18 protein-coding genes and 4 pseudogenes are annotated in these 16,425 nt (G+C 71.1%); 16 read left to right on the top strand and 6 right to left on the bottom strand.

Translation table 11 applies throughout. The annotated features are described in order from the left end of the window. Positions 1-7 precede the first annotated feature (7 nt). From ACIQ1J_RS05530 to ACIQ1J_RS05500, 7 genes and pseudogenes are all read left to right on the top strand, one after another. On the top strand, positions 8-373 hold the full coding sequence (locus tag ACIQ1J_RS05530; RefSeq protein ID WP_403554323.1) for a hypothetical protein: 366 nt from the start codon (positions 8-10) through the stop codon (positions 371-373). A 714-nt stretch (positions 374-1,087) separates the two neighbouring features. After that, on the top strand, positions 1,088-1,582 hold the full coding sequence (locus ACIQ1J_RS05525; protein ID WP_403554321.1) for a hypothetical protein: 495 nt from the start codon (positions 1,088-1,090) through the stop codon (positions 1,580-1,582). Positions 1,583-1,781: 199 nt separating this feature from the next. After that, positions 1,782-2,471 carry a haloacid dehalogenase type II gene (locus ACIQ1J_RS05520; RefSeq protein ID WP_403554319.1) on the top strand — a complete coding sequence of 230 codons (690 nt, stop codon included), beginning with the start codon at positions 1,782-1,784 and terminating at the stop codon, positions 2,469-2,471. Between the two features lie 145 nt (positions 2,472-2,616). Then, positions 2,617-2,877, top strand: a pseudogene (locus tag ACIQ1J_RS05515) (PIN domain-containing protein); the annotation flags it as partial. 746 nt (positions 2,878-3,623) lie between these two features. Continuing rightward, the gene (locus tag ACIQ1J_RS05510) at positions 3,624-3,842 is read left to right on the top strand and encodes a hypothetical protein (RefSeq protein WP_210964277.1); all 219 of its coding nucleotides are present in this window, start codon (positions 3,624-3,626) and stop codon (positions 3,840-3,842) included. Between the two features lie 94 nt (positions 3,843-3,936). Next, positions 3,937-4,935, top strand: a complete 999-nt coding sequence (locus tag ACIQ1J_RS05505; RefSeq protein ID WP_403554317.1) for a sporulation protein — start codon at positions 3,937-3,939, stop codon at positions 4,933-4,935. Between the two features lie 174 nt (positions 4,936-5,109). Continuing rightward, positions 5,110-5,333 (top strand): annotated as a pseudogene (locus ACIQ1J_RS05500) (hypothetical protein); the annotation flags it as partial. A 60-nt stretch (positions 5,334-5,393) separates the two neighbouring features. On the opposite strand, the gene ACIQ1J_RS05495 reads toward ACIQ1J_RS05500, so the two are convergent. Both ACIQ1J_RS05495 and ACIQ1J_RS05490 read right to left on the bottom strand, forming a co-directional pair. Next, on the bottom strand, positions 5,394-6,326 hold the full coding sequence (locus ACIQ1J_RS05495; protein ID WP_403554315.1) for a M56 family metallopeptidase: 933 nt from the start codon (positions 6,324-6,326) through the stop codon (positions 5,394-5,396). A 6-nt stretch (positions 6,327-6,332) separates the two neighbouring features. Further along, on the bottom strand, positions 6,333-6,719 hold the full coding sequence (locus ACIQ1J_RS05490; protein WP_210964274.1) for a BlaI/MecI/CopY family transcriptional regulator: 387 nt from the start codon (positions 6,717-6,719) through the stop codon (positions 6,333-6,335). Positions 6,720-6,869: 150 nt separating this feature from the next. On the opposite strand from ACIQ1J_RS05490, the gene ACIQ1J_RS05485 reads away from it, so the two are divergent. From ACIQ1J_RS05485 to ACIQ1J_RS05465, 5 genes and pseudogenes are all read left to right on the top strand, one after another. After that, positions 6,870-7,136 (top strand): GlsB/YeaQ/YmgE family stress response membrane protein, encoded by a 267-nt coding sequence (locus tag ACIQ1J_RS05485; RefSeq protein ID WP_403554313.1) that lies wholly within the window; start codon positions 6,870-6,872, stop codon positions 7,134-7,136. 92 nt (positions 7,137-7,228) lie between these two features. Beyond that, positions 7,229-7,804: a TerD family protein gene (locus ACIQ1J_RS05480; protein ID WP_403554311.1), complete on the top strand. Its 576-nt coding sequence runs from the start codon at positions 7,229-7,231 to the stop codon at positions 7,802-7,804. A 54-nt stretch (positions 7,805-7,858) separates the two neighbouring features. After that, positions 7,859-7,984 (top strand): annotated as a pseudogene (locus tag ACIQ1J_RS05475) (GlsB/YeaQ/YmgE family stress response membrane protein); the annotation flags it as partial. A 192-nt stretch (positions 7,985-8,176) separates the two neighbouring features. Continuing rightward, entirely contained in the window at positions 8,177-8,761 is a 585-nt protein-coding gene (locus tag ACIQ1J_RS05470; RefSeq protein ID WP_210964271.1) for a TerD family protein, read from the top strand. 329 nt (positions 8,762-9,090) lie between these two features. Then, a complete protein-coding gene (locus ACIQ1J_RS05465) occupies positions 9,091-9,864 on the top strand; it encodes a polysaccharide deacetylase family protein (protein ID WP_403554308.1) in 774 nt (257 codons plus the stop codon). A gap of 32 nt (positions 9,865-9,896) precedes the next feature. Here the strand turns inward: ACIQ1J_RS05465 and ACIQ1J_RS05460 are convergent, their stop codons facing one another. Then, positions 9,897-11,186 (bottom strand): phosphatase PAP2 family protein, encoded by a 1,290-nt coding sequence (locus tag ACIQ1J_RS05460; RefSeq protein WP_403554307.1) that lies wholly within the window; start codon positions 11,184-11,186, stop codon positions 9,897-9,899. Positions 11,187-11,342: 156 nt separating this feature from the next. Then, positions 11,343-12,092, bottom strand: coding sequence for a ferritin-like domain-containing protein (locus tag ACIQ1J_RS05455; RefSeq protein WP_403554305.1), 750 nt, complete (start codon positions 12,090-12,092; stop codon positions 11,343-11,345). A 513-nt stretch (positions 12,093-12,605) separates the two neighbouring features. On the opposite strand from ACIQ1J_RS05455, the gene ACIQ1J_RS05450 reads away from it, so the two are divergent. The 3 genes from ACIQ1J_RS05450 to ACIQ1J_RS05440 all read left to right on the top strand — a co-directional run bounded on the left by ACIQ1J_RS05450 (position 12,606) and on the right by ACIQ1J_RS05440 (position 14,974). Beyond that, the gene (locus ACIQ1J_RS05450) at positions 12,606-12,809 is read left to right on the top strand and encodes a cold-shock protein (protein WP_121748142.1); all 204 of its coding nucleotides are present in this window, start codon (positions 12,606-12,608) and stop codon (positions 12,807-12,809) included. 255 nt (positions 12,810-13,064) lie between these two features. Further along, positions 13,065-14,591 carry a DEAD/DEAH box helicase gene (locus ACIQ1J_RS05445; protein ID WP_403554303.1) on the top strand — a complete coding sequence of 509 codons (1,527 nt, stop codon included), beginning with the start codon at positions 13,065-13,067 and terminating at the stop codon, positions 14,589-14,591. Positions 14,592-14,653: 62 nt separating this feature from the next. Then, entirely contained in the window at positions 14,654-14,974 is a 321-nt protein-coding gene (locus ACIQ1J_RS05440) for an SCO5918 family protein (RefSeq protein ID WP_210964266.1), read from the top strand. A 30-nt stretch (positions 14,975-15,004) separates the two neighbouring features. Here ACIQ1J_RS05440 and ACIQ1J_RS05435 read toward each other — a convergent pair. Continuing rightward, positions 15,005-15,356 (bottom strand): annotated as a pseudogene (locus ACIQ1J_RS05435) (DUF952 domain-containing protein). Between the two features lie 9 nt (positions 15,357-15,365). On the opposite strand from ACIQ1J_RS05435, the gene ACIQ1J_RS05430 reads away from it, so the two are divergent. Further along, on the top strand, positions 15,366-15,803 hold the full coding sequence (locus tag ACIQ1J_RS05430) for a hypothetical protein (protein ID WP_403554301.1): 438 nt from the start codon (positions 15,366-15,368) through the stop codon (positions 15,801-15,803). Positions 15,804-15,899: 96 nt separating this feature from the next. Here the strand turns inward: ACIQ1J_RS05430 and ACIQ1J_RS05425 are convergent, their stop codons facing one another. Continuing rightward, on the bottom strand, positions 15,900-16,391 hold the full coding sequence (locus tag ACIQ1J_RS05425) for an RNA polymerase sigma factor (RefSeq protein ID WP_403554299.1): 492 nt from the start codon (positions 16,389-16,391) through the stop codon (positions 15,900-15,902). Between the last annotated feature and the right edge of the window lie 34 nt (positions 16,392-16,425).

The raw sequence follows: 16,425 nt of genomic DNA, 5'->3' as shown, positions 1-16,425 counted from the left end.
GGAAGGCATGTCGCAGTCCGAGGGCGCCCGACTGTTCCGCGAGGCTTGGATCAACGGAGTGCGCAAGCACTTCCCCGGCGATCCCAAGCCCGGCTACGTCACCCCCTGGGAAGAGACGCCCGAGTGGGAGCGCCAGGCCGCCGGCGCCGTCCACGACCAGGTGCGCCAGTTCCTCGACCTCAGCGACCGCCACGCCTCCCGCCTCACCCGCGAGCAGAAGAGCCGCTTCGTCGCCACCTGCTGGACCGCGCAGATGTACAAGCACTTCGAGAACCCGAAGCCCGGCTACGTCGCCGACTGGCCGGACCTGCCCGACTGGCAGAAGGAAACCGACGCCGACATCTTCGAGGCGATCGAGGACGCCTGGAAGTAGCCCCAAGTCAGATTCCGCAATTGTCGGCCCGGCAGCTGCAACTATCACCACCATGACCGCTCGTTTCAGTCGGCCACATCCACTACTCAGCACCTGCCGGAAACTAGGCTCCGCGCCCTATGCCTGCCGAGGATTATCACAACGGAGCTACCGAGCCAGGCCGCTCTCCTGTCCCTGCCTCCAGACCCAGAATGGGTCCGATGCTGCGTATAGGACGCTCCACGTCCGTCAGCATGGTTCCCAAAGGCCCCGTACCTTGACGTCGCGTCAGCGGTACTGTCGGCAACTATGGGACACCTGGTACGCCCTCGGGCGTGGGCGGAACGAACCACAGGTATGCCTGGGCTTCCGGGCAAGCGGTCACAGTGGGTCGGCACGCTCCGCGAGGTGATCGGAGAGTTAGCCTCCAGTCAGGCCGTGCCTCCGAACGGACACACCTCCTTGCCCCAGGCCGGTGGACTGAACCGGTACCAGTTACAAGGGCTCGTTCGATCGGGACTGCTCTCCCGCGAGGGTTCCGCCCTCCTGCCTAGTACCGCAGCCCAAGCCTGGTACCGAAGCGGCGATCCGTCCCTGCTGATCGAGACGCTCCACATCAATGTCAGATTCGTCGGCGAAGCCATGCACGCCCTCGCTTCGACGCCTCTCACTCACGAACAACTGCTCCGCTTGGCGCGCGAAGGATACGACCTGCCGTGGACCACCACTGGCCCCGTGCACAACCGCACGGCGTGGTTCTCGGTCACCGGCATGGCCGACCTCTTCGACCGCCGCCTCCACCTGACCGACTCAGGCCGTGACGTCCTGGCCCGCCTTGCGCTCGGGACACCTGAGTACGCTGACACCAGAGTGACCACACGCCTCACAGCCGCCACGGGAGCCGTGGCCGATCTGATCGCCTCATTGAACGGGGCCGAACTTCGGGCGCGGGCGGATGGCGCAAACCTCTACATTCCGGGCACCTCCGCGAACGGTGGCAGCCTGGAGGCACTCCACATGCTCACAGAGGCAGCGATACCGTCGATCAGGGACACGGATTTCTTCCGCTTGGTGCAGGCCAACTTCCCCAAGGCTGACAGAGAGGGGCGAGGCATTGGGCTGTGGCACCGCAACGTGCTCGCCGCCTCGTGCACCGAACCACCTCTCGTGGAGGTCGAAGTCCGTAGTGGCGATCCCACTGAGCGTCCCCCGCCGTGCGGGAGGTGCTGACCCGCCGGCCAGGAGGGGCTGGCGGGGATGGGCGTGGAGACGCGGACGCTCCGCGAATTCTGTCTGCGCATGCCCCCGCAGCACTCCGAAGCCGACGGAGGAACGAGGCTGCCGCAGCACTTGCGCGCAGGGTGGGTACTCGCAGCCTGATGGGCCTTCCGACCGACATCGAACGTCCGGACGCCACGAGGAGGAGAGCATGCCCGCCGACCGGCCCCAGGTCCTCGTCTTCGACGTCAACGAGACACTCAGCGACCTCACGCCGCTGCGCGCCCGCTTCGAGGACGTCAACGCCCCCGGGCATCTGCTGCCCACCTGGTTCGCCGGGGTACTGCGGGACGGCTTCGCGCTGACAGCCGCCGGCGCGTATGCGGACTTCGCGTCCATCGCCCACGACGGAGTACGGGCACTGCTGTCCGGGCTGGAGGGCTGGACGGGAGATGCTGAGGCGGCGGCCCGGCACATTCTCGACGGCTTCGCCCACCTGGACGTACATCCCGACGTGCCGGACGGCATACGGAAGCTGAGTGAGGCGGGGTATCGCCTGACGGCGATGACCAACGGCAGCGTCGCCATGGCCGAGCGGCTGTTGGACAGGGCCGGAGTGCTGGACCGCTTCGAGGCCCTGTCGGACGTAGGTGGCCCGCGCCGCTGGAAGCCGGGGCCGGCCGCCTACCTCTACGCCGTCGAGCGGGTCGGCGTACGGCCCGACCAGGCACTGATGGTCGCCGTGCATCCCTGGGACATCGACGGAGCCCAGCGAGCGGGACTGGACGGTGCGTGGCTGCGGCGCGGAGCGTCGGTGTACCCGCGGGCGATGACCCCGCCCAGGTACAGAGCGCAGGACCTGCGGGAACTCGCAGACGTGATGGTTGCCGGATGGCGTTGACGTCATCCGGCCCCACGGGACAGGCCGAACCCCCTGGGCATCGGCCAGCGTGCTCACGCAGTTTCCGGCCGATCCACGACAGCGTGCCCGTAAGAGCGGACAGCCACGGTCAACAGCGGTGCGAACCGACCCTCACGACCACGGCCGCGCCCAAGGCATCGAGGACCTGCGTCTGCTCTTCGGCTGGGTGCCGGTCGACGACCGCGCCTACGACCGCGCCTGGCAGGTCCAGGGCATCCTCACCCAGCGCGGACAGCACCGCAGTGCCGGAGCCGCCGACCTCGCGGTGGCGGCCACGGCCGAGTTGCAGGGACTGACCCTCCTCCACCGCGACCGGGACTTCGAATGCATCGCCGCCGTCACAGGCCAGGCGCTCCAGTGGTACGGGCCCGAACCCGGCAGATGAGCCCAGAGGTCCGGGCGTTCGGCTGTTCCGCGGGCACGCTGCGGACACCCGGGCCACTTGTGGCCGCTCTGCCGCCGGAAGGTGCTCCACCCTCTGCAGGCGCACGCCGAGAGGATTCAGCGGCGGCCGCAGGACTCAAGGACGGAGATAGGTGGAAGGGCTCCTGCGATGAGGACCTGCTCCGGGTGGACGCCACCGGCGCGGAAAAGCGGACCCATCTCCGGGAGAGGCAGGCATTCGGTCGGGAGGATCTTCGCGCATGCGCCGATTCCCGGTCCCAGCCCCTCGGCCGCCACAGGCCGGTGGCCGAGACTTCCACGTCGGTCGGCGGTCACTGGGGGTGCGGGCCTCCAGTCCCCGGCTGTGCGAGGCAGCCCGACACCACCCCGCCGCGTGCCGTGCTCGACAAACCGTGCGCGGAATGGTCAAGGCCCGAGCACCGAAGGGCCTGTCGATCTGGCGGACACGCGCCGACTCCGTACCTGTTGCGTGCAGACAGCAGAACGGGTTCTGGCTGAAACCAGGTTCCACTCCCGGTACGCGTCCCCTCACCTCCGGCACACCGCCACCAGTGAACGGCCTTCGCGCCGAGCAGCCTCCGGTCAGCCCGGGGGCGGATTTCGGCCTTTCCCGGCGAGGCAACCCGCAGGGCCCTCCTCACCCGCCGAGGCGACTCTATGCTTCTACTCGCTTGTAGAAACAGGCCCTGGGCCGACCCGGGCCGCGTACCTCTGGAGACGACACACATGGCCTCGATCGACCTGGACAAGGTGCTGGACAAGGCGTGGGCGGACAAGAGCCTGCAGGAGATACTCGGCGCCCCCGTGGGAGCGCTGAAGGGGGTCTCCGACCGCGACGGTGAGCTGCTCCAGGAGGCGTTCGGCGTCAAGACCGTCGCGGACCTGGCCGACTTGAAGTACGTCCGTTGGGCGCAGGCCCTCGCCGCTCTCGAGGCGGCCAAGTAGCCGGCCGGTCAACGGCTGTGGTGCCGTCTGCCGCCACGCGGGCGGACGGCACCTTCCTGACGAACACACGCACGCATAAGGAGTGGACGCCACAATGGTGTTCAAGCGACTTCTCGGCTCACTCGGCGTGGGCGCCCCCACGGTCGACACGGTCCTCGACCCGTCTCCCGTCGTGCCCGGCGGGCCACTCAGCGGGCAGGTCCACCTCAAAGGCGGTCAGGCCGATTTCGACATCGAGCACATCACGCTCGACCTCGTGGCCCGGGTCGAGGCCGAGCACGAGGAGGGTGAGAGCGGGGGCGTCCTCGTCTTCGACCGGTTCACCGTCGGCGGCGGCTTCCGGCTGGCCGCCGAAGAGTCTCGCAGTGTCCCCTTCGGCGTCACACTGCCCTGGGAGACACCCGTCACCGAGCTGTACGGGCAGCCCCTGGGCATCGTCCTCGGCGTGCGCACCGAACTCGCCGTCGCCGGCGCCAAGGACCGCGGCGACCTCGACCAGCTCACCGTCGCCCCGCTGCCGGCCCAGGAGGCGATCCTGGAAGCCCTCGGACAGCTCGGCTTCGGTTTCAAGTCCGCCGACCTCGAATACGGACACATCGGCGGCACCGGGCAGCAGCTCCCCTTCTACCAGGAGATCGAGCTCACCCCCGCACCCCAGTACGCGCACCAGGTCAACGAGATCGAGCTGACCTTCCTGGCCGGCCCCGCAGGACTGGAGGTGGTCCTGGAAGCCGACAAACGCGGCGGCCCCTTCTCCTCCGGCCAGGACGCGCTCACCCGCTTCGCCGTCGGGCACCACGACACCCGCGACTGGACGGCCGAGGTCGACGGCTGGATCCGCCGGCTCGTCGAGCACCGGACCGCATACGGGCACGGCGCGCCCTACGCCGACCACGGACACGACGGAAACCACGGACACCACGGACACGGTGAGCATCACCGCGACCATCACCGATCGGGCCCCGGCATGGGAACGGCGATCGCTGCCGGAGCCGCCGGCCTCGCGGTCGGTGTCGTCGGCGGCATGGTCGCCGCCGAAGTCGTCGACGAGGTCGGAGACTTCTTCGAGGGCGACGACGAGAGCGAAGACTGAGCGGCAGTCGGAGGTCACGCCAGGCGCAGGGACGGAGCCGCGTGCTCCGTCATCCGCTTTCCGACCACAGCACGAGCTTTCGACTGCCCCGAGCCGCGTCCCGCAGGGGCTCCCCTTGACCCGTTTGGAGTGCTCACGGCCCTGTGGGACCGCTTCAAGGAGCCGGCATCCCAGATGCAGATGCAGATGCAGATGCAGATGCAGCTCACGGCGAAGAAGAACGATCTCAAGAGCGGCGCCTTCCGCTACGCGAGCGTGGCGATGTGCGCGCTGGTCGCCGCAGCTGGGGGCACCTCCCACGTATCAAGCAGTGGGGGAGGCACGTCGATCCGTCGGAACGGCAGCGTGTCACCCAGCTCCACCGTGCCGCCCGGTTTCCGGTGTCCGGCACCCGACGTCTTCGCCGCCGCGCAGCGGGACTCACGTTGGCAGCCGCGCCTGGCTCTCGACCCTCTCGTTCAGAGCGGTGTCGCAGCGTGCAGGATGAAGAACATGGTCACGGCCGAGTTCGCCGACGACATCGCCGACACGGCGGTGCCCGCCGCCGCCGCCCACGCCGCCCACCCCACCGAGGTGGACACCGACGGCCAGTTGCGCGGCACCGGAGCGGGCTTCAGCAGGGCGGCCACCCTGCGCGGCACCGGCCCCGGCCCGGCCATGCCCGCCAGCGTCGCCACGGGCGCGTCGCGTGACACCAGGGCCGCCTTGCCGATCGCATGCGCCACGACCCGCCGGCTCCCCACGGCACGGGCCGCTTCCTCGTCGGCCCACCGTTCCGCCGCGTACGTCACCGTCGAGCGCAGCGGACGAAGGAACGGGTTGGCGCGTGAGGCGAGTTGCACGGCCAGCAGATGGCGATGGTGCCGCCCGGCCAGGTGCGCCCGCTCGTGGGCGAACAGCGCCCGGCGCTCCGCCGCCTCCAGGCAGCCCAGCAGGGCGGTGGTCACCACGACACGGTCTCGTCGTGCGCCGGGCAGAGCGTACGCGTACGGAACGTCGTCCGCGAGTACGGCCACCGTGGTGTCCGGCAGTCCGGCCAGCGCGCGGTGAGCACGACGACGTACCCGGCCGTGCCGCCACAGCGTCCGCCCGCAGGACAGGAGAACCGCGCACAGAGCCGGGATCGCCGCCTTCCCGGCCACTTCGTCGAAGGGGACCGCCGCGCGCACCTCCGGGTCGGACCAGCCGTCGGGCAGAGGGTTCCCCGGTAGCTGCGCCGTCCCGACCACCATGACCAACGCCAGGCACACCGTGCTGCACAGTGCCATCACGGTGGCCACGGCCGTGAGCAGTCCGGTCGCTGTCCGCGGGTGCAGATGCTGCTCGGCCAGCCGGGAGATCGGCCAAGCGGTGAGCGGCAGGAAGAGCGGCAGGAAGACGAAGACTCCCATGAGGTGTCAGTCCCCTCCGTCGCTCCGCGGCTGGGCCAGCAGGTCGCGCAGAAGCCGTTCGTCAGCCGGGTCGAGGGCGGTGAGGAAGCTGGTCAGCACCGCCTCCCTGTCGTTCTCCGCGTCCAGGACCCGGCGCATCTTCCGCGCCGCCAGACCCGCCTGGTCGGCGACCGGCCGCCAGACGAAGGAACGGCCTGCCCGCTCCCGGGCCACCACACCCTTGTCCAGCAACCGGGTCAGGATCGTGATCACCGTCGTATAGGCGAGACCCTCGCCAAGCTGTTCGTGCACCCGGCCGGCCGTGGCCGGCCCGCCAGTCTCCCGCAGCGCCGACAGCACCAGCGCCTCAAGCTCACCCTGCCCCCGCCGCCGGGGACGCCGACTGTCCGCCACGTCCCGTCTCCCTTCCGCCCACCGCCGGTCTCCCGGGCGGACATCGTATAGACGCCCTCCGACCGCCACACCCTCTACATCGCTGTAGAAGATAGGCTGTCCGGGGGCCGTCCGTCTCGGGAACAACACAGCGGTAGGGAGCGCACGAGGATGGGTGTCATCGCCTGGCTGGTGCTGGGACTGCTCGCCGGAGCGATCGCCAAGGCGATCCTGCCCGGACGGGATCCCGGCGGTTGCGTCGGCACGACGGTGATCGGCATCGCCGGTGCCTTCCTCGGCGGCTGGCTGTCGGCCGAGTTCCTCGACCGGCCGGTGCAGCGGGAGTTCTTCGACGCCGCGACGTGGGGGTCCGCCGTCGTCGGCGCCTTCGTGCTGCTGGTCGGCTACCGCCTGCTGTTCGGCAACTCCCGTAACTGACAGGCACCCCCACGAACTCTGCCCCTCTCTTCGACATCCGTGGCCCCGCACGCGGTGCGGACCACACCACACCTACTGAGAAGGAGTACGCAATGGGAGTCTCACTGGCCAAGGGCGGCAACGTCTCGCTGAGCAAGGAGGCGCCGGGCCTGACCGCCGTACTGGTCGGTCTGGGCTGGGACGTGCGAACCACCACCGGTACCGACTACGACCTGGACGCCTCGGTGCTGCTCCTCGACGCCTCCGGCAAGGTGCCCTCGGACGGGCACTTCGTCTTCTACAACAACCTCACCAGCCCGGACGGCTCGGTCGAGCACACCGGCGACAACCTCACCGGCGAGGGCGAGGGCGACGACGAGGCCGTCAAGGTGAACCTCGCCACCGTCCCCACCGAGATCGACAAAATCGTCTTCCCGGTCTCCATCCACGACGCCGAGAACCGCGGCCAGAGCTTCGGCCAGGTCCGCAACGCGTTCATCCGCGTCGTCAACCAGGCCAACAACCAGGAAATCGCCCGCTACGACCTCTCCGAGGACGCCTCCACGGAGACCGCCATGGTCTTCGGCGAGCTCTACCGGCACGGCGCCGAATGGAAGTTCCGGGCCGTCGGCCAGGGCTACGCCTCGGGGCTGGCCGGCATCGCCGCCGACTTCGGCGTCAACGTCTGACGGAGCCGCCTCGGTCCTGCTCGCCGGAGCAGGACCCCGCTCTCCCTCCGAGCCGGCTCGGCCCTCGCGGCCTTCGGTGTCGCCGACACCGAAGGCGTCGACTGGGTCGAGTGGCTCATCCGGATCGCTCTCGCAGCCCTCGGCGTCGCCGCCCTCGACCGCGCCGAGGCACGTCGCTGACACCGCGGCACCCCGCCACGCCCTGCGCGCGGCGGCGGCCCTCCGGGCCGTCCCCGTCCGCCAGGTCGGCCTCCTCCGTTCGTGATCGTCTCGGGTACCCCGGACGCACGCTGACGGCACCCGCCCACCCGGGAGCGGAGAGCGCGGGGCAGACTCTGTGCCGTAGGCACGAAAACGGAGGATGACTCGAACATGATCACGCTGACGAAGGAAGACGGCCCCGCGGACCTGGACGGGGTGACCCACCTGTCCATCGGCGTCTCCTGGGACCCGACCGCCGGCAGCAGCGGCGGGGTGCTCGGCAAGCTCCGCCGCAAGACCGGCACCGACCTCGACCTCATCGCCGTCGCCATGCAGGGCGGCGACCCGGTGCGCCTGGCCGGCCTCGACTCCCTCGACCCCATGGGCAACGGCGCGCTCCTGCACAGCGGCGACAACCAGACCGGGCACGGGGACGGCGACGACGAGACGGTGACCGTCGAGTTCGCCCGCCTCCCCGCCCCCATCACGTCCGTCGTTTTCGTCGCCGCCGCCTACAAGAAGGGCAGCGACTTCCAGAAGGCGCGCAACATCAGCTTCAAGGTCTACGACGCGACCGGGGGCAGCACCCAGCAGGTCGCCGACATCTGGCCCAGCCTGCTCAGCCAGGACAACGCCTGCGCCGTGGCCAAGGCCGTGCGGGTGGGCGGCGCCTGGAAGCTGGAGGTCATCAACGAGACGGGGAAGGTCAAGCAGGGCGACGAGCACGCTCTGATGCGGTTCGCCGTCAGCAAGTAAGTCGAGGGCCGGGGCGCCCCCGCCTGCCGGTGTGGAGCGCCGGCTCCTGACGGGCGTTGCACGTCGTACGTCCCGGGGAGCGCGGGAAGCTGCTCCAGTTCGCCGTTGCGGGAGAGGACCGGGAACCACGACCAGGCCGGGAAGCCGTCGGTCACGCCGGTGGTCTCGGCGCCGTGCCCCACGACCGCCGCCGCCGAGTTGTCCGCGAACTCCTCCGGGATTGTCCGTGATCGGTAACGGACGCATCCCGTGGCCGTTCCCCCTCGTCCTGCCAGGTGGCCCCGAGGTGGCCGAGGGGCGACGAGGAACTGCGCGGAAGCGGGGCGGACATGGCACGGCACAGCGGCGGGCGGGGCTGGTACGGCAAGCTGGTCGGGGCGGCGCTCGGGGTGACGGTGCTCGCCGTCGGTGCCTCGGTGTGGACCGCGCAGGCCGACGCCGTGGGTGGCTCGTCGCCGAAGGCGACCGCGTCGCCCACGCCGGGCGGCGACGTCGAGCGGGTCGCGGCAACCATCGCCCACGCTTCGGACGCGGGGGCGCGCGGCGTCAACATCACCATCGACGACGGCCCCGACCCCGCGTGGACCCCTCAAGTGCTCGACCTGCTGCGCGAGTACGGAGTGAAGGCCACGTTCTGCGTGACGGGGACGCAGGCGCAGGCCCACCCGAACCTCGTGAAGGACGTGGTCGCGGCCGGGCACCGGCTGTGCGACCACACGGTGTCGCACGACACCGCCATGGACAGGAAGTCCGAGGCCTACCAGTCGCAGGAGATCCTCGACGCCGAGCGCATGATCACCAAGGCGTCCGGCGGCGTGCGCCCGATGTACTACCGGGCGCCCGGCGGGGCCTTCACCCCCTACAGCCGCGAGCTGGCCGCCTCCCGGGGCATGCGCCCGCTGGGCTGGAACGTGGACACCAAGGACTTCGAGCGGCCGGGCGCGGACGCCATCGTCGAGACCGTGCAGCGGGAGCTGCCCAACGGGCCGACGGTCCTCTTCCACGACGCGGGAGGCGACCGCTCCCAGACCGTCGAAGCCCTGCGCCGCGTCCTCCCCTGGCTCCAGGAGCGGGGCTGCTCCTTCGGCTTCCCGGTGCGCTGAGTCCGCGCTCGGTGCTCGGTGCTCGGGGGTCGTCAGGCCGGTTCGAGTTGCGGTTCCGGTCGCTGGGCCGGCGCCGCGGTCCGCGGTTCCCACCGCTTGGTGGTCCGCACGTAGCCGTGGACGACCGAGACCATCGCCAGAATGAGAAGTGGCCCGAAGACCCACGGGTGTTGGGCCATTTCCATCGGCAGGTAGCGAGTCGACACCAGGAGTACGGTGAAGACCAGTGCGCCATGAACGACCAACCGGATTCCCGGCCGGTCCCAGCCGCGGTCGAGCGAGCGCAGCGCTGCCTCGACGGTGACCGCGAACACCACGCCGGCCACGAGGTCGATGCCGTAGTGGTAGCCGAATCCCAGCGTCGCGCAGAGGGTGGCGACAAGCCAGAACGTTCCCGCGAAGCGCAGGAGACGGGGGCCCTTGCGGGAATGGATGAAGATCACCGTCGCCCACGCCGTGTGCAGACTGGGCATGCAGTTCCGGGGCGTGATCTCGTCGTACGTCCACGGCTGCGGAGGGCTGATCGGGTTCGGCGTGTGCGGCCACAGGTTGGCCATCGCCCACTGCTCGCCGCCGGTGCCGAACGCGCCGGTGCCGTAGGTGAAGACCGGTCCGACGACAGGGAAGATCATGTAGATGGCCGGACCGAGGAGGCCGATCACCAGGAACGTGCGGACCAGGTGATGGCCCGGGAAGCGGCGCTCCGCCGCCACGTGGCGCAGCTGGTACAGCGCGACGACGACCGCGGCCACCGCGAGTTGGGCGTAGACCCAGTCGAGGACGTGGGCGCCGACCGGGCCGGTGGCCTCGACGGCCCGTCCCACCAGCCACGACGGGTTGCCCAGCGCGTGATCGGCGACCGCCACGTACGGGTCGAGCACGTCCGGGCGGGTCTTCGACGTGATCAGCAGCCAGGTGTCGCCGGTCTTGCGGCCGGCCACCAGGAGCAGGCCCAGCCCGACGCCCTTCAGCAGCAGGACGCGTTCCTGGCCGGTGCGGCGCGTGACGGCGAGGACCGCACAGCCCAGGATCACCCACAACGCGCCGCTGCCGAAGCTGTGCCCCTCGGTCACCCCTGCGTCGGCCACCCACCGCACCAGTGCGATGGCGACGTCGATGCCGACCGCGACGCCCGCCGCGACGAACCGTTGGCGCCAGGTGAGCACCACCATCGTCAAAGCCATACTGGCGTACAGGAGGGGCCCCGACGCGGGGGCGAATATCAACTCCTGCGCCTGGTGGGTGATCGGGCCGGGCAGGCCGTAGCGACGCGCGGCGATTTCCAGGGTGATAAGGAATCCGAGGGCCACCGCACCCGCCACGGCCCAGAGTCTCGCCCGTGGTCGGCGCACCACGGAGAACGCGTTTCTGCTACCTATTCGTGAGAACACCCGCAATGCCTTCTTTATCAATTTCCAGCCGATTTGCCGCATTCCTGTTCACGAGGAGCAGCCCGTCGGCAGATAAAGACGGAAAGATTACCTCCCGGGTTCCGGCTCTGTTTCCGGCGGGTCCTTCTTGCCGTGCCGGGCGAGCACCGCGCGGACCACCTCGGCGGACGAGGCCATGACGTCGGCCACGAAACGACGGCGCCCGGTTCCGAGCCGGCGCAGGGCCCGGCCGTGGTCGGCGGCGACGACGAGGGCGGCCCCGAGGAGGAGGAGCCGCCACAGGGTCATCACCGGGCGGCGCGCGGGGCGGGGCAGTCCCGCCAGCGAGGCGTGCAGCCGCTCGCAGTGGAAGGGGACGTGGCGCCGCTCGTCGGACAGGATCCGTCCCGCCACGTCCGAGGTGAGCGCGTCGTCGGTGCCGTCACGCAGGGCCCGGTAGTAGCGCAGCGCCACTACCTCCGCGATCATCAGCACCAGCAGTTCGAGGCGCAGGCCCAGCAGGCGCCGCAGCCTCACGAAGACCGTGTCGCTCCAGTGACTTGGCAGCGTCGGCACGCCGCCCGCGGCCAGCAGCCGGGCCAGGAGCCGGGCGTGGTTCTGCTCCTCGGCGACGAAGAGGCGCACCGCGCGCGCGTAGTCGGGGTCGCCGGCCCGGTCCGCCTTGTCCACGAGGCTCGCCCCGTCGCCGTCCTCGCCGACCTGGAAGCGCTGGATGCCGGCCCACACCGCCGCGGGCAGCGCCGCCCCCTGCCTCCAGTCCGGGTCGCCCTGCGCCTGTCTGCGCTCCCGCTCGACCTCGAACCGCCGTGTCCACTCGGCGAATTCGCCCGTACGCACCCCGCGCCCCCTCTCCGGGACACGGCCGCCGTGCCCTGGAAGGGGACGACGCCGACGGACGCCGAACCGTTCCTCCAGCCCGCCCGGACCGGCGTCGGCGCGGGCCCCGATCGAATCGTTTCGCCACCCGCCCGGCGGACGTGGCCTTTGTCTCTCTGGGACGATTTCGCCGCTTTTGTCGGCTACGCCGTGACTACCGGAGTCATCGGCGGCTCTTACCCGCATCGCAGGAGGTCACAGCAGTGCGGGCCGGGGGACTGACGGCAGGACTGCGGCCCGCAGGGAGCAATATCTGCCTCCAGGACAGGAGAAATCGGCCGGACGCCCGTGGAATATTCCTCTGTCGGCCAGTCGGAGCAAGATTTGTCGCCAGCGCCCGGGCGATCACGGCGTGCTACTGTCGATGGCAGTTGCAGTTGTGGTTGCCTGAAGGTTTTTTCCGACGGGGTGATCATCACGGCGACCGGAGATCACACAGGGTGAACTCCGAGCACCGTACCGAAGGAGAAAAACATGGCTTCCGGCACCGTTAAGTGGTTCAACGCGGAAAAGGGCTTCGGCTTCATCGAGCAGGACGGCGGCGGCCCCGACGTCTTCGCCCACTACTCGAACATCAACGCCCAGGGCTTCCGCGAGCTGCTCGAGGGTCAGAAGGTGTCGTTCGACATCGCGCAGGGCCAGAAGGGCCCGACGGCCGAGAACATCGTTCCCGCCTGACGCTCACGCGTACTTCGCAGCTGGGGCCCGCACCTTGGGGTGCGGGCCCCAGCTCGCCGCTTTTCCGGGCGCAGAGCGCCCCGCGGGGGTCCGCATATCCCCCCGCGCATTCAGATTTCCCTTTTCATCAGTTCTCCCGGTCCACACGGCTGCACCAGCCGCAACCGACCGGGGCCGGCTCGTTCTTGCGATTCCCTGCGCCGTTCCCTTGCTGCGGGTCTCCCTTGATACGTGCCATATCAAGGAAGGTTCCCCATGAACCGCGTACGCACCAATGACCGACGACGCTCCGGCGGCGGCCCCCGCCGCTCCCAGACCTCCGGCCGCCGACCGGCCGCCCCCCAGGGCGAGTTCGCGCTGCCGAAGACGGTCACCCCGGCGCTGCCCGCCGTCGAGTCGTTCGACGAGCTCGACATGCCGGCGCGACTGCTGACCGCGCTCGCCGGCGAGGGCGTGACCGTGCCGTTCCCGATCCAGGCGGCGACCCTGCCGAACTCCCTGGCCGGCCGCGACGTACTCGGCCGCGGCCGCACGGGCTCGGGCAAGACGCTCGCCTTCGGTCTCGCCCTGCTGGCCCGCACGGCCGGCCGGCGCGCCGAGCCGCGACGTCCGCTCGCCCTCGTCCTCGTCCCCACCCGTGAGCTGGCCCAGCAGGTCACCGACGCGCTGACCCCGTACGCCCGCGCCGTGGGCCTGCGGTCGGCCACCGTCGTCGGCGGCATGTCGATCGGCCGGCAGGCCGGCGCGCTGCGGTCCGGCGCCGAGGTCGTCGTCGCGACGCCCGGGCGGCTCAAGGACCTCATCGACCGGGGCGACTGCCACCTCGGCGACGTCACCATCACCGTCCTCGACGAGGCCGACCAGATGACCGACATGGGCTTCATGCCCCAGGTCACCGCCCTGCTCGACCAGGTCGCCCCGGACGGGCAGCGAATGCTGTTCTCGGCCACCCTGGACCGCAACGTCGACCGGCTGGTCCGCCGCTACCTGACGGACCCGGTGGTGCACTCCGTCGACCCGTCGGCCGGCGCCGTCACCACGATGGAGCACCACGTGCTGCACGTGCACGACACGGACAAGCACCGCGCCACCACCGAGATCGCGGCGCGCGACGGCCGGGTGATCATGTTCCTGGACACCAAGCACGCCGTGGACCGGCTGGTGAAGCACCTGCTGAACAACGGCGTCCGCGCCGCGGGCCTGCACGGCGGCAAGTCCCAGCCGCAGCGCACCCGGACCCTCGCCCAGTTCAAGGACGGGCACGTGACGGCCCTGGTGGCGACCAACGTCGCGGCCCGCGGCATCCACGTCGACAATCTCGACCTGGTCGTCAACGTCGACCCGCCCAGCGACCACAAGGACTACCTGCACCGGGGCGGCCGTACGGCCCGCGCCGGCGAGTCCGGCAGCGTCGTCACCCTGGTGACCCCGGGCCAGCGCCGCGACATGACCCGGCTGATGGCCTCGGCCGGTATCACCCCGCAGGTCACGCCGGTCCGTTCGGGCGAGGCGGAGCTGTCCCGCATCACCGGGGCGCAGACCCCGTCCGGTGTCCCGGTCGTCATCGCCGTACCGGTCGTGGAACGCCCGCGCCGCGCCGGGTCCGGCGGGGTTTCCTCGTCCCGTGGCCGCCGCAGCCGCTCCGGCCAGGGCCGCACCGGCCAGGCGTCCGCCACCCAGCAGAGCCGCTCCGGCCAGGGCCGCGGCACCCAGGGCCGGCCCGCCGGCGAAGCCCCGCGCCGCAGGCCGCGGCGACAGTCCGCCGGTGGCTCGGCGGCCTGACACCTCCCGGACCGTCGCGAACGGCCAACCCACCCGCCCCATCTCCCCCTTGTGGAGGCATCATGCGCTGTGTCATCGCCCGGTACCCGTTCGACCTCACCAAGGGTGGGGTGCTGGATTCGATGAAGGGCATCACGCCCGAGACCGTCACGGGTGAGTCCGTGACCATCGGCCGCCGCCGCTACCCCGTCAAGCAGGTGGGCGAGGTCATCACCCGGCAGGACCGCCGCGACTTCTCCAGCGGCGAGGTCACCCGGGCCATGGCCCGCCTCGGCTTCACCTGCCACCCGGACCCCGAGCTCGCGCCCGCGCCGGAGCCCGCCGCCACGCCGGTGCAGACCGCGTCGGCGCTGCTCGGCGGCACGCCTCCGCCGGTCGCGTGACGCAGGGGGCGCCGTCCGCCCCCTCCCACGTCAGGACCGTCCCGTAGCCCGGCCCCCGTCGTCCCACCGGACCTCCAGCACGCACTGGACGGCCGCGCGGTCGAGGGGGCCGAGTACGTGCGGGACCAGCGTGCCCTCGGCGCCCCCGGGCGGCGGCACGGGTACGGCGGCCTGCCACACGCACCCAGGGGAGCCGGTCCTCGTCGAGGAGCAGCGCCGGCGGAGGCCGGGGCGCGACGCGGTGGAAGGCGTTGACGACGGTGAGCGTGGTCTCCTCGCCGGGCGGGCAGTCGACGAACCCGTCCTCCGCGAGGGAGGCGGGCGCGCACCGACGGCCGGGACCGGCGTTCCGTCCGGCGAGCGGCACCACGTGATGGATCATCGTCCGGTCGTGGCAGCCCCGCCCGCGCGCTCCGAGGGCGTGGGCACGGTACTCGGCCCCACCGACGGCTCGGCTCCGGGTGCGCTCGACGGCGCCCGGCCGGCGGCGGGCGGCGTGCTCGGCACGGCCGACGGCTCGGAACCCGGCGGGGCGTGCGACGCCGAGTCCGGCGACGAGCGCGACGCCGCGCCCGCGGAGGGCTCGGACGGCTCGGGGGACGGCTCACGCGAGGAATCGCGGGGCGGGGCCGGGCTCGGTGAGGTCGTCGGCGTCGGCGTCGGACCGGCGGGAGCCGGGGCCAGTGGGGCCGTCGGACGCGGGGGCGACGCGGGGGCCGCCCAGTGCAACGGCAGCGCGATCACGGCGGCGGCGGCAGCGGTCGCGGCGGCCCCGGCCACTGCTCGGAACAGGCGCCGGCGCGACGCCGCCCGGCGGACCGCCTCGTAACGCCCGGGGGGCGGGCCCAGAAAGTCGCCGCCCGGACGCAGCACGACGAGCAGCGGATCGTCGTCCCGCTCGAACCCCGGATCGTCCTGGCCGTCCTCAAGGCGTGTGGTCAAGGCTTCTCCTCAGATGGACGCGGAGCAGTTCGCGGGCCGCGTGGAGGTCGGCCTTGACGGTTCCTTCCTTGCGCCCGGTCAGCACGGACACCTCCCGGATCGGCATGTCAGCGTAGTAGTGGAGAAGGATCGGCACGCGCAATCGCTCCGGCAGGGACTGCACGAGCAGGCGCACCGAGGGGTCGGCCTGCTCGGGGTGCGGGCGCACGGCGACCTCCGCGGTGACCCGGCGTACCGCCCGGCGTTCGCGCTCCAGCTTGCGCCAGTGGTCGCGGACGAGGTTGGCGGCGGTGACGTAGAGGAAGCCGCGGGGCTCCTCCACGGACGTCCAGCGGGCCCAGAGCCGGGTGAACGCCTCCGAGGCGATCTCGTGGGCCGTCTCGTCGTCGTCGACGAGCCGGCGGCACCAGCCGGCGAGGCGCGGATACAGGGCGGCGAACAGCTCGGACGCCGCCGTGTCACGGGACCGTTTCAACGCTCTCCATGGTCGTGAGGGTATGCGGTACGCG

Source organism: Streptomyces sp. NPDC097107 (genome assembly GCF_044762405.1).
In the GTDB taxonomy this organism is placed as follows: domain Bacteria; phylum Actinomycetota; class Actinomycetes; order Streptomycetales; family Streptomycetaceae; genus Streptomyces; species Streptomyces thinghirensis.
Note: the sequence above shows the minus strand (reverse complement) of the source record. Positions and strands in the feature narration are given on the sequence as shown.

Coding starts and splice junctions, on each gene's coding strand:
- ACIQ1J_RS05530 (WP_403554323.1), top strand. CDS start 8: ATGTCGCAGTCCGAGGGCGCCCGACTGTTCCGCGAGGCTTGGATCAAC.
- ACIQ1J_RS05520 (WP_403554319.1), top strand. CDS start 1,782: ATGCCCGCCGACCGGCCCCAGGTCCTCGTCTTCGACGTCAACGAGACA.
- ACIQ1J_RS05510 (WP_210964277.1), top strand. CDS start 3,624: ATGGCCTCGATCGACCTGGACAAGGTGCTGGACAAGGCGTGGGCGGAC.
- ACIQ1J_RS05505 (WP_403554317.1), top strand. CDS start 3,937: ATGGTGTTCAAGCGACTTCTCGGCTCACTCGGCGTGGGCGCCCCCACG.
- ACIQ1J_RS05495 (WP_403554315.1), bottom strand. CDS start 6,326: ATGGGAGTCTTCGTCTTCCTGCCGCTCTTCCTGCCGCTCACCGCTTGG.
- ACIQ1J_RS05485 (WP_403554313.1), top strand. CDS start 6,870: ATGGGTGTCATCGCCTGGCTGGTGCTGGGACTGCTCGCCGGAGCGATC.
- ACIQ1J_RS05480 (WP_403554311.1), top strand. CDS start 7,229: ATGGGAGTCTCACTGGCCAAGGGCGGCAACGTCTCGCTGAGCAAGGAG.
- ACIQ1J_RS05470 (WP_210964271.1), top strand. CDS start 8,177: ATGATCACGCTGACGAAGGAAGACGGCCCCGCGGACCTGGACGGGGTG.
- ACIQ1J_RS05465 (WP_403554308.1), top strand. CDS start 9,091: ATGGCACGGCACAGCGGCGGGCGGGGCTGGTACGGCAAGCTGGTCGGG.
- ACIQ1J_RS05450 (WP_121748142.1), top strand. CDS start 12,606: ATGGCTTCCGGCACCGTTAAGTGGTTCAACGCGGAAAAGGGCTTCGGC.
- ACIQ1J_RS05445 (WP_403554303.1), top strand. CDS start 13,065: ATGAACCGCGTACGCACCAATGACCGACGACGCTCCGGCGGCGGCCCC.
- ACIQ1J_RS05440 (WP_210964266.1), top strand. CDS start 14,654: ATGCGCTGTGTCATCGCCCGGTACCCGTTCGACCTCACCAAGGGTGGG.